Below are 9878 nucleotides of genomic sequence, written 5' to 3'. Positions count from 1 at the left end.
TCGCTGCACCTTGAGCGTCGCGGTCCGCGGCATCTCGGCCTGCGGCAGCTGGATCGGGTCAGCCAGCTGCGGGAAGTCGACGACGGCCGTGCGCCAGCGGTTGCGGTCCAGCGGCCGGTCGTCGAAGGTGCAGATCACCGGGATCGCCTCGGCGTTGCGGCCCTGCACCACGACCAGCTCGCTCAGCTCGTCCAGCCTGCCGAGCACGACGTCCTCGACCTCGAGGGAGCTGCGTACCCCGCTGATCACGTCCACCTCGCGGTCGAGCATGTGCAGACAGCCCCAGCGGGTCCGGTAACCCACGTCCCCGGTGCGCCACCAGTCGCCGTGCCGGTTGATGTCGTACCGGTCCTGCTCGGCGAAGTAGGTCTTGGCGAGACCCGCCCACGCGACCTCGATGAAACCGGGGTTCTTCGCCGACGGCCGCCTGCCGTTCCGGCTCACCACGCGGACCTTCGCGGCACCCAGCGGCATCGCCCAGCCGACGCAGCGCCCGTTGACCCGGTGCGCGGAGTGGCGGAAGTAGGGACGCCCGACCGCCGGGCCGACCTCGCTCTGCCCGTAGATCTGGAAGAAGAACGCACCCCGACGCCCGGACGCCCGTAGCAGTCGGCTCATCGTCCTGGGGTGGATCGCGTCGAACGTGCTGCTGAAGATCTTCACCGAGGCGAACGGCCGCCGCGGGTCGGTGGTCAGCCGCTCCCAGTCCATCAGCGCGTTGGGCAGCGCCTCGATGAATCCCGGCCGGTGCCGGAGGAAGTTCTCGGCGACGACGTCCGGATCCGACTCGTTGACGAGCAGCAGCGGCAGCTGCTTGAGCAGGGCCAGCGACATGGCCGCGACCATCCGCGAGTGCACGAAGGGAACGGCGATCGCGACCGTCTCCTTGTGCCGCATCAGCTTGAGGAGCCGCCACTGCGGGATCAACCGCAGTCCCTGGGTGCGCGGCGTGTGCACGACGAGCTTGGGCAGCCCGGTGGTTCCGGAGGTGTGGGTGATCACGGCGGCCTCGTCGATCGGCCGGGTCCGCGGCTGCACCGGCGGTGATCCGGCGAGCTTCGCGAGGGACTCGGTCCCCGGCCGGTCCCCCGCCACGATGATCACGCGCTTGGTGAGATCCGCCGTCGGCAGGTCGGCCAGCGCGTCGAGCTTGCGCTCGTCGGTGAGCAGGTTCGGTCGGTCCAACCGGCTCAACAGGCCACCGACGGTCGTCGCGTCCAGCGCGGGCGACAGCAACACGGGTACCGCCGCGATCCGGGACGCCGCGGCGGCGAGCATCCAGATGTCGGCGTTGGCCGTCTTGTGGATCACGACGTGCTCATCGGGCCGGACGCCGGCCGCCCACAGCCGGGCCGCCAGGTCGGCGACGGCGTCGGCGTACCCGGCGACCGTCAGGCTGCGCCCCAGCTCCGGCAGGGTCTGCAGATCGTGATCGAGGACGATCTGCGTCGTCCCGTCGACGGCCGCCGCCATCTCCGGCAGCAAACCGATGTGCAGACCACGTTTCTGCACGGATCGGTAGACCGTGGATGCCTTCATCTGCTGTCTCCTCGTACCGTGTTCGATGTGCCGCCGCGAGTCGTCGCCGCGCGGTGTCATCCGTCCTGGGACACCAGGAGCACGTTGCGCACCCTGGACTGCCATTTGAAGTACGACTGGAGCTTGTGGTACTCGCCAGTCGGCGTCGTCGTGATCGCGTAGACGAACTGTCGGTCCTCGGTGCTGTACGGCGACTTCCTGACCAGGTTCTCGATCTTCGGCTCGATGCGAACGGGCAACGTCATCGGGTCCGAGGTCATCGCCGCGATCGTGATCCGCTCCACCTTCGGGGAATCCCAGCTCATGGTGGCGTAGATGCCGAACGCCCGGGCACCCAGTCGCAGCAACCGATCGCTCGGCCGCGCCAGTCCGGCCTCCCGGAAGATCGAGGTGATCCCCTCGGCGGAGAACACCTCGGCGGGTGCGGCCCCGAAGTACAGGTTGACCGAACGGTGCGGATAGTCGATGCCGACCAGGCTCACCCGGTCGGCCAGGTCGTACCTGGTGAAGAAGTCCAGGTTCCCGGCCACGCTCTCCGGCATCGACGGCAGACCGACCAGTTTGGACACCGACTGCAGATCATCGATCGGGAAGAACGACCAGGTCTTCTTGAACCCGCCGACGACCCCGAAGTCGATACCGGTGCCGTCGATCGGGAACTCACCGTGGAGTTCGCGCAACAGGTCCCCGACGGGGTGGTCCGTCGGGGCGATCAGGTTCTCCGACAGCGCGACGGCGTACGGGTCGAGCTGTCTGGGCAGCATGGTGAAGCGGCAGTCGAAGTCTCCCGCGTTGGCCTCGCCGGTCGCCACCCGGAACGCGATGACGGCGTGCGCGAGCGTGTCCTCGTACGCGGCCAGGATCGGCCAGACCGTGTCTCTCGAGCACGGGACTTCCACCAGTTGAGCACATTGCTCGATGACCGAGTAGAGCGCTGCGGGCTCGATGTTTTCCGACATGGGTTCCCCAATCCGTTGACACGCTGGGATTTCGGCCGGCCGGTACGGGCGACGGATCCACGAATGGCGAGCAGGTTGCGGTTACCGGGCGACGACCAGCGTGGCCGGCGGCGCGGGGTGGAACGAGATGTCCGAGAAGCCGGCCCGCACCAGCCAGTCCCGGTAGTCCGATCGCCGCCAGGTGCCGCCCTGCCTGCTCTTGAGCAGCATCTCCGAGGCGAACAACAGGGGGAAGGCCGGCCCTCCCCGGTCGTCGTCGACGACGTAGTCGCAGATCAGCAGGGCACCACCGGGTTTGAGGGACCGCCAGAGCCGGACGAAGACCGCGATGTTGTCCGCGGGCGCCTCCTGGTGCGCGATGTGTGAGTACAGCGCGACGTCGTATACGGCGGTGCCGAAGTCGACGGTGTGGAAGTCGCCGTCGATACAGGTGAACCGACCGGACAGCCCACGTTCGGCCAGCAGCCCGCGGGCGATCTCGTTGATCGGCTGCCAGTCCAGCTGGGTCGAGCGGGCGGCCGGGTTGGCGGCCAGCCAGATCGCCGAGTAGATCCCGGAACCCCCGCCCACGTCGAGGATCGACAGTTCGCCCGCGCCGGCGAGGCCCAGCACGTCGACCGCGACGCGCGCGGCGGGCACCGACTGCGCGGCGATGGCCGGGACGACCTGCGCCCAGTGCGGGTTGTCCGCCACCTCGGTCGTCGGGTCCGTCAACGGTCCGCCCTCGCGGACCACCTCCGCCAGCGTGGTCAGGCCGCCCATGTGCCGCTGCTTGAGCTTGGCGAGGTCGCCGAGGTAGGTGGGGCTGCCCTCGACGAGGTAGGCGGAAGCCTGCGGGGTGTTGCGGTACCTGCCCTCGCGCACCTCGACCAGACCCAGACCGACGAGGCCGTCGACGAGCGCCTGCGCGCCCCGCTCGGAGATCTCGGCGGCCACCGCCAGCTTGGCGACGGTCTCCACGCCGTTCTCCAGATGGGTGAACAGCGAGAAGGTGACCGCGGCGCCGATGATGCCGGTGGCCCAGTAGCCGTTGATCAGCCGGAGAACGCCGTCCGGCGTCGGCTCGTCGTCGCTCATGCCGCCCCTCCCCGAACGGCCGTGACGCTGGTCCGGACCGCCTCACGCAGCGCGGTCACGACCCGTTCGGCCTGGTCCACGCGGAGTTCCGCGTGCATGGGTATCGCCAGACCGCGCCGGAACAACTCCGCCGAGACCGGGCACGTCTGCTTCGACCTGAACACGGGCTCGAGGTGGGTCGCCCACGTGCCGTGTCCGCAGCCGATCCCCTGTGCCCGCAACCGCGTCGCGACCGCCGAGCGATCCACTGCCGGGTCCAGCGTCACGATGTAGGACTGCCAGGCGTGCGTGCGATCCGCGGGCACGTGGGGCACGGTCAGCAGCTCCTCGTCGGCCAGCAATCCACTGTAGACCGCGGCGATGGTGTCGCGGCGCGCCAGGAGTTCGTCGACCCGGCGGAGCTGTACCCGCACGATCGCGGCGGCGATGTCGGACAGCTTGTAGTTGTAGCCGATCTCGGTGAACTCCGGGATGGGCAGACCGACGACCTTCCCCAGGTCGAAGATGCTGCCGATGCCGAAGGAAGAACGCAGCCGCACGTCCGCGCCGATGCTCGGATCGGTGGCGAGCAACGCCCCGCCCTCCCCGCAGCTGGCCCCCTTGCGCCCGTGGAAGGACAGGCAGGCGATCGGGGCGAGCGCGCCGGCGTCCTGGCCCTGGTACGTCGCGCCGACCGCACAGGCCGCGTCCTCGATGAGGAACAGACCGTGCCGGTCGGCGATCGCCCGCAGTTCCGTGTAGTCGGCGGGCAGACCTACCGTGTCCACCGCGATCACGCCGACGGTGCGCGGCGTCACCAGATCGGCCACGGCCCGCGGGTCGATCGTGCCGGTGTCGGCACGGACATCGGCGAAGACGGGGATCGCGCCGACGTGACGCACCGCGTGGGCGGGCGCGGGAAACGTGAAGTCGGCGACGATCACCTCGTCGCCGGGTGCGACGTCGAGCGCGAGCAGGGCCAGGTGTAGTGCGGCGCCGCAGTTGCTCACCGCGACGGCGTCGCCGGCGCCGTACCGCTTCGCCAGTTCGGCTTCCAGGGCCTTGCCCTGGGGACCCTGTCCGGCGGGCCAGCCGGAGGCGAACACCTCCGCGACGGCCGCCAGTTCTCGTTCGCCGAGACTCGCGTGCACCAGGGGAATCGACTCCATCGTGGTCATTCCCTCCCGTTGGGCCGCAGGGTCACCGTCGAGGCGGAGTCCAGCAGCGTCGGCGGTTCGTACCGCAGCGGCGTGATCTGATCGACGTCGTAGCGACTGCGCATCTCCGTCACCGCGTCGGGGTCGACCGCGGCACCGGTCGACCAGATCCGCGCGATCTCCTCGAAGTACTGCTCGTGGTCGGGTGAGGGATAGCTGTGGAACAGCATCCGCGCGAGCTTGTCCGTCGCGTTCCGGAAGGCGTGCGGGGTGCCCTCGGGCACGAACATGCAGCTGCCCTCGCCCGCGCGCACGACGCGGTCGCCGGCCCGCGACTCCCAACCCGACCAGTCCGCACCGGCGCGGTCGACGGGCTCGAACGCCAGGAGGTCCAGCTCGCCTTCCAGGATGTAGAAGAACTCCTGGGAGTTGTTGTGCACGTGGGCACCGACGTCGAAGCCGGGAGGCACGACCACCTCGAAGACCGAGACGGCGGACCCCTGCTGGCCGGTGGCCTTGAAGGTCACCTCCTGCGCCCTCGTGAGCAGTCTCCGCCCCGCACCGGCCGGGAGGACAATTCCAGTCATACGTCTGTCTCCTTCGGTCCGCGCGAAACGTCAGTCGAGAGGCCGCGGCGGCGTGTCGTCGGCCCAGGTGCCCAGCGCCATCTCGGCGGTGATGCCGGGACCGAAGCCCGCGATCATGCCCATGGCACCGGGCCTCGGGGCGTCCTCTTCGAACAACCTGCGGGCGGCGTCGAGCACGACGGCGCTGGCGATGTTGCCGTACTCGGTCAGGGTCGCCGCGCTGTGCCGGAACATCTCGCGGTCGACGTCGAGGAACTTGGCGAGGTCGTCGAGGATGCGCGGGCCGCCCGCGTGGATGATGTAGAAGTCGAGCTTGCTCGCGTCCCAGCTGTGGTCCTTGGCCAGCTCGCGCAGGACCGGCGCGAGCGGCTGCATCGTGCCCGGCACCCGACGGTCCAGTCGGAAGTGGAAGCCGGTGTCCTCCACGGCGTAGTAGATCCAGTCCTCGGTGTTCGGGATGAGGTAGGAGGCGTTGCGCTCCAACTCGATGCCGACGCCGCCGACGCCCCGCACGACGGCCGCCGCGACGGCGTCCCCGAACAGGCCGTCGGACAGCAGCGAGCCGACGTCGTCCGCGGAGGGCTGGTAGCACAGCGAGCACAGCTCGCAGGACACGATCAGGACGTTGCTGCCGGGATGGGCGATGCAGAAGTCGTGCGCCCGGTTGATCGCCGCCCCACCCGCCGCGCAACCCAGCTGCGCGATGGGCAGCTGACGTGTCGCGAAGTTGAATCCCATGTTGTTGATCAGCCACGCCGTCGGCGACGGCATCAGGAAACCGGTGCACGACACGTAGATGATCGCGTCGATGTCCCGGACGGTGAGATCGGCGTTCGCGAGGGCCTGCTCGATCACCGCCGGACAGCGCTTCTTCGACTCGAGCTCGTAGACCCGGTTGCGCTCGCCGAAGCCCGGGTGGACGAGAGTCTTCTCGATGGGCTGGACGATGTGGCGCTTCAGCACCCCCGTGTTGCGGATCAGGCGGAGTGCCAGGGGAAGCTGCGGCTTGCCTGCGTGCGCCTTGGCGGCGAATTCCAGGGTCTCTTCCACTGTGATGACATGTTCCGGCACGCTCATCGCCGGCTTGCATAGCCGCGGCATTGTGGAGTCCTCTTCTGTCGGAGCCAGCCTCGAAAGCAAGGCAACAGCACGTGGAGATGACGGCAGGTGGGCTTCGCCTGCGATTCCTCGGCACGTGTTCACGAGGTTGTTCGCCGTGGTCCGGACCGCCCTCCTCCCGGATGCCCGCGGTGATCTGTGTGGACGAGTTCGGTCCAGTGAATACTGGCCACGTAAAGGAAAATCCCGGTGACCGGCCGCGAGGCCGCGCCCTCGACCCGGCAGTCCGAACCTGGACGCACTACCCGGGCACGGTCGCGTGACGCGCCACCGGGTCCGTGCCATCATGGACACGGCGGGACAGGATCGACAACGCGGGAACTTCTCACACCCGACGGATTGACCGCCGCAGTATCTGCCTCATCCGTTGCCAATCCGGCTCAAGGAGTACTCAGCGAAATGCCCACCCAGATGAACATTCCAGGTTACGTCGCAGGCACCTGGGCGATCGACAGCGTCCACTCCGTCGTGTCCTTCCAGGTCGCACTGCTCGGAGTCTTCCGGACCCGGGGCACCTTCGACGACTTCGAAGGCGCGATCGTGACGACCGACGACCCGCTCGAGTCGTCGGCACGCGCGGTGATCAGGACCGCGTCGGTGAACACCAGGAGCAAGCGGCGTGACGCGGACCTGTTGAAGAAGCCCTTCCTGGACGCCGCCGAGTTCCCGACCATCACGTTCGTCTCGACGGGCGTGCGCGCCGACGGCGACCAGTTCCTGGTCGACGGTGATCTCACGATCCGCGCGGCGACGAAGCCGGTGACGCTGAGCCTGACCCCCACCGGTTTCGTCGCCGACGGCCAGCCGTCGGCGACGTTCACCGCCCGCACCGAAATCAGCTGCACCGAGTTCGGTGTGACCCGGGGGCCGTTCGCCCCGGTGATCGGCGACAAGGTCGCGGTCAGCATCGACATCCGGGCGAGCAGGCAGGACTGACGACCGGCAGCGCGCACGAGGGACGGGACCGGTCACGGTCCCGTCCCTCGTCTCGTCGGGCTCCCGGTGAAATCCTCAGTCCTGGCCGGCCAGACCGTCACGTAGCGCGGCGGCCATCGTGATCACCCGCCGCACCTGCACCATCGCGGCCGTCCGTGCCGTGTCGTCGACGGGATTGCGGCCCATCGCGCTCACATGGCTGGTGCCGTAGGGATTGCCGTCCGCGAACTTGGTGGGATCGGTGTAGCCGGGGGACACGACGATGCCGCCGATGTGGTGGATCGTGTTGTACAACGCCAACAGCGTGGTCTCCTGACCGCCGTGTTGGGTGCTGCTCGCGGTGAACCCGCTGTAGACCTTGTCCTGCAGCTTGCCCTGCTGCCAGCCGGGTCCCAGTCCGTCGAGGAAGTTCTTGAGCTGGGCGGAAACGTTGCCGAACCGGGTCGGGGTGCCGAAGATCACCGCGTCGGCCCAGAGCACGTCGTCGATGTCGGCCTGGGCGATGTCCTCGGAGGCGTCCACGTTGGCACGCCACTGGGGCTGGGAGTCGATCGCGACGTCCGGTGCGAGTTCGGCGACCTTGCGCAGGCGCACCTCGGCGCCGACCTTTTCGGCCTCGTCCGCCATCGTTCTGGCGAGTTCGGTGACGGTTCCGGTCGCGGAGTAGAAGACGATGCCGAGTTTCACTGGCACGGCCACAGGCATATCCCCTGTTCGATGATCGAGGTTGGCGGTCGCGCCGCCGGGACGGGAGTCACACGTGCGCCCGGACCGCGATGTGTCCGATCCGGAGTCGGTTCGGGTCGATCGGCTGCCAGCACACGAGGTGGGCCGGACATCGCCGCGATCGCGGCGATGTCGGACGACCTGTGGCGAGGGGCTTCCGACGAACACCGGGATGCCCCGGGCATTCGGCGCCGAGCATCCCACCGCCTGCTCTGACCGGACTTCACCAGCGGCTGCGTCGACCGAAAAGGCGGCTAATCCGCGACTGGCTGATTTTGGGCAGAGAAGACGTGCGGTTATCGTGACATAACGAGCCCAGCCTCGCCAGGAATGTGAAAAGTGACTTATTTCACAGTGCTACGGCACGCAATTCACCCGGACAGTGGTTGCTCACCACTCTCGGCGACATCATTGCGGCGCTGTCTGTCAACTGGCGCAACGGAAACGGGTTGATTCTGTCGATCCGTCCGAGTTGGAACGGAAGACGTGACGGTGGGGAGCCGAGCCACGGCGGCTCCTCAACTGTCCACAGTAGAGGGTCACCCGTCTCTAGGTTCTTACTTCAGCCCCACTAGTGCGACGATTGACACCCTTGATCGCGCATGACAGTCTCCGAGTGCGCTCACGGATGCACCCGATCGACACCCGGGACAGCACGTGTCCTCGCTTGTTTCGGGCGGCGGGATTCATCCCGTTATCCGCGCGGGCCCCGGTCCCCCGGGCAGACCTCGGCCCGCGTCGGCGAACCATTCCACCGCACCACAACAACAACGCCGCGCCCTGACGCGCAGGAGGAGACGACTGACATGGAGACGAAGTTCGATGCGGACGTCATCGTCGTCGGGGGCGGCCCCAGCGGTCTGATGTTGGCAGGAGAGCTACGCCTTGGCGGGGCGAGCGTCGTCGTCGTCGAGGCGTTGGAGCAGCCGTCCGGCCAGTCGCGCGCCCTCGGCTTCACCACCCGCGCCCTGGAGTCGTTCGAGCAGCGTGGACTCGTCCCCCGTTTCGGCGAGGTGGAGACCAGTCCGATGGGTCACTTCGGCGGAATTCCGTTCGACTACTCCGTTCTCGAGGACTCCAACTTCGGCGCCCGCGGTATCCCGCAGTCCCAGACGGAGGCCGTGCTCGAGGAGTGGAGCCGGGAACTGGGCGCCGAGATCCGTCGCGGCAGGACGTTCGTGGGGCTGGAACAGGACGAGAACGGCGTGACGGCCATCGTGACCATCCCCGACGGTGGACAGGAACGGCTGCGTGGCCTGTTCCTGGTCGGCGCGGACGGCTCGCACAGCGCGGTGCGCAAGGCCGCCGGGATCGATTTCCCCGGCACGCCCGGGACCCAGCTCATGCACCTCGCCGACGTGGTCGGTTCCTCGGTGCGTCCGCGTCCGTTCGGCGAGCGCCTGCCCGGTGGCCTGGTTCAGACCTTCCCGGTGGGCGAGGGCGTGAGCCGCATCATCCTCAGCGAGTTCAACCCGTCGCTGGACAACCACACCGAGACCCCCGAGTTCGCCGAGGTCGCCGCGGCATGGCAACGGGTGACCGGCGAGGACATCTCGGGTGGCGAGGTCAAGTGGGTCAGCTCCTTCACCGACGCCAGCCGCCAGGCCGCCGTCTACCGCCAGGGCCGCGTGCTGCTCGCCGGCGACGCGGCGCACATCCACCTGCCGGTCGGTGGTCAGGGCATGAGCACCGGTATCCAGGACGCGGTCAACCTCGGCTGGAAGCTCGCGGCCACCGTCCGGGGCTGGGCGCCCGACGGTCTGCTGGACACCTATCACGCCGAACGGCACCCGGTGGGC

9 protein-coding genes are annotated in these 9878 nt (G+C 68.5%); 2 read left to right on the top strand and 7 right to left on the bottom strand.

The genetic code is table 11. The annotated features are described in order from the left end of the window. From ACJ73U_RS17330 to ACJ73U_RS17305, 6 genes are all read right to left on the bottom strand, one after another. Positions 1 to 1539 (bottom strand): AMP-binding protein (locus ACJ73U_RS17330; RefSeq protein ID WP_407778671.1); only part of this gene is annotated, 1539 nt, incomplete at its 3' end. Between the two features lie 56 nt (positions 1540 to 1595). Continuing rightward, positions 1596 to 2498: an aromatic prenyltransferase gene (locus tag ACJ73U_RS17325; protein WP_407778670.1), complete on the bottom strand. Its 903-nt coding sequence runs from the start codon at positions 2496 to 2498 to the stop codon at positions 1596 to 1598. Between the two features lie 81 nt (positions 2499 to 2579). Further along, complete coding sequence (locus ACJ73U_RS17320; RefSeq protein WP_407778669.1) at positions 2580 to 3575, bottom strand: methyltransferase dimerization domain-containing protein; 996 nt, start codon at positions 3573 to 3575, stop codon at positions 2580 to 2582. Then, complete coding sequence (locus ACJ73U_RS17315; RefSeq protein WP_407778668.1) at positions 3572 to 4723, bottom strand: DegT/DnrJ/EryC1/StrS family aminotransferase; 1152 nt, start codon at positions 4721 to 4723, stop codon at positions 3572 to 3574. Before ACJ73U_RS17315 ends, ACJ73U_RS17320 begins: the two co-directional genes overlap by 4 nt. A 5-nt stretch (positions 4724 to 4728) precedes the next feature. Continuing rightward, on the bottom strand, positions 4729 to 5298 hold the full coding sequence (locus ACJ73U_RS17310) for a cupin domain-containing protein (protein WP_407778667.1): 570 nt from the start codon (positions 5296 to 5298) through the stop codon (positions 4729 to 4731). Positions 5299 to 5328: 30 nt separating this feature from the next. After that, the gene (locus ACJ73U_RS17305) at positions 5329 to 6399 is read right to left on the bottom strand and encodes a type III polyketide synthase (protein WP_407778666.1); all 1071 of its coding nucleotides are present in this window, start codon (positions 6397 to 6399) and stop codon (positions 5329 to 5331) included. A gap of 417 nt (positions 6400 to 6816) precedes the next feature. Between ACJ73U_RS17305 and ACJ73U_RS17300 the strand changes: the two genes are divergently transcribed. Continuing rightward, positions 6817 to 7353, top strand: coding sequence for a YceI family protein (locus tag ACJ73U_RS17300; protein ID WP_407778665.1), 537 nt, complete (start codon positions 6817 to 6819; stop codon positions 7351 to 7353). A gap of 75 nt (positions 7354 to 7428) precedes the next feature. Here ACJ73U_RS17300 and wrbA read toward each other — a convergent pair whose 3' ends face one another. Then, on the bottom strand, positions 7429 to 8046 hold the full coding sequence (gene wrbA / locus ACJ73U_RS17295; RefSeq protein WP_407778664.1) for an NAD(P)H:quinone oxidoreductase: 618 nt from the start codon (positions 8044 to 8046) through the stop codon (positions 7429 to 7431). An 839-nt stretch (positions 8047 to 8885) separates the two neighbouring features. Here wrbA and ACJ73U_RS17290 point away from each other — a divergent pair. Then, positions 8886 to 9878: FAD-dependent monooxygenase (locus ACJ73U_RS17290; protein WP_407778663.1), on the top strand; the 993-nt coding region annotated here is incomplete at its 3' end.

Source organism: Actinophytocola sp. (assembly GCF_045807065.1).
GTDB lineage: Bacteria > Actinomycetota > Actinomycetes > Mycobacteriales > Pseudonocardiaceae > Actinophytocola.
The sequence above is the reverse complement of the archived record's forward strand: the minus strand, read 5'-3'. Positions and strand labels throughout refer to the sequence as shown.

Coding starts and splice junctions, on each gene's coding strand:
- ACJ73U_RS17325 (WP_407778670.1), bottom strand. CDS start 2,498: ATGTCGGAAAACATCGAGCCCGCAGCGCTCTACTCGGTCATCGAGCAA.
- ACJ73U_RS17315 (WP_407778668.1), bottom strand. CDS start 4,723: ATGGAGTCGATTCCCCTGGTGCACGCGAGTCTCGGCGAACGAGAACTG.
- ACJ73U_RS17305 (WP_407778666.1), bottom strand. CDS start 6,399: ATGCCGCGGCTATGCAAGCCGGCGATGAGCGTGCCGGAACATGTCATC.
- ACJ73U_RS17310 (WP_407778667.1), bottom strand. CDS start 5,298: ATGACTGGAATTGTCCTCCCGGCCGGTGCGGGGCGGAGACTGCTCACG.
- ACJ73U_RS17320 (WP_407778669.1), bottom strand. CDS start 3,575: ATGAGCGACGACGAGCCGACGCCGGACGGCGTTCTCCGGCTGATCAAC.
- ACJ73U_RS17300 (WP_407778665.1), top strand. CDS start 6,817: ATGCCCACCCAGATGAACATTCCAGGTTACGTCGCAGGCACCTGGGCG.